Source organism: Candidatus Pelagibacter communis (assembly GCF_001179985.1).
Taxonomy (GTDB): Bacteria; Pseudomonadota; Alphaproteobacteria; order Pelagibacterales; family Pelagibacteraceae; genus Pelagibacter; species Pelagibacter ubique_J.
In genome coordinates this window covers 1-536 of the sequence record NZ_CVSI01000033.1, presented here as the reverse complement: position 1 = coordinate 536, position 536 = coordinate 1, and the positions used below count along the sequence as shown (strand labels likewise).

Below are 536 nucleotides of genomic sequence, written 5' to 3'. Positions count from 1 at the left end.
GCTGTTAATTTTTGATATTAAGTTTGAGAGTGATCTAAGGACAATTTCATCAGGTTGGTTAAAAAATTTATGATTTATGACTACTTTATCTTTAAGATTTTTTCTAAAACAGTTAGTGTTTTTAGAAATATTTTGATCTGAATAATATTTCAATGTTTCGTTGGCAGAGCGTAAATTGCAATAAGTTAAATCAAATTTTTTTTTATCAAAACCCTCATTTTGCAGGCTCTTCAACAAATTTCTTATTCTAGTTCTTAAATACTGATCATTAGAATTGGAAGGATCATTAATATAATAACCAAAAACTTTGTTTGTAACTTTTAGTAATGTTTTTTTTGTAATATTTAGGAAAGGCCTATAGCCTTTTAAACTTTTATTGATAAAAATATCTCTAGATGAAAATGATGTTAATCCTCTTATTCCAGAACCTCTTAACATTCTAATGAAAAAATTTTCATATAAATCATCCTGATGATGACCTATTAACAATGCGTTAATCTTCTTTTTTTTGCAGAATCTTTCCAGCAAACTATATC

1 protein-coding gene is annotated in these 536 nt (G+C 25.7%); it reads right to left on the bottom strand.

Annotation, left to right across the window (positions count from 1 at the left end; genetic code table 11):
- Nucleotides 1-536 (bottom strand): tRNA lysidine(34) synthetase (locus AMN80_RS01765; RefSeq protein ID WP_306452529.1); only part of this gene is annotated, 536 nt, incomplete at both ends.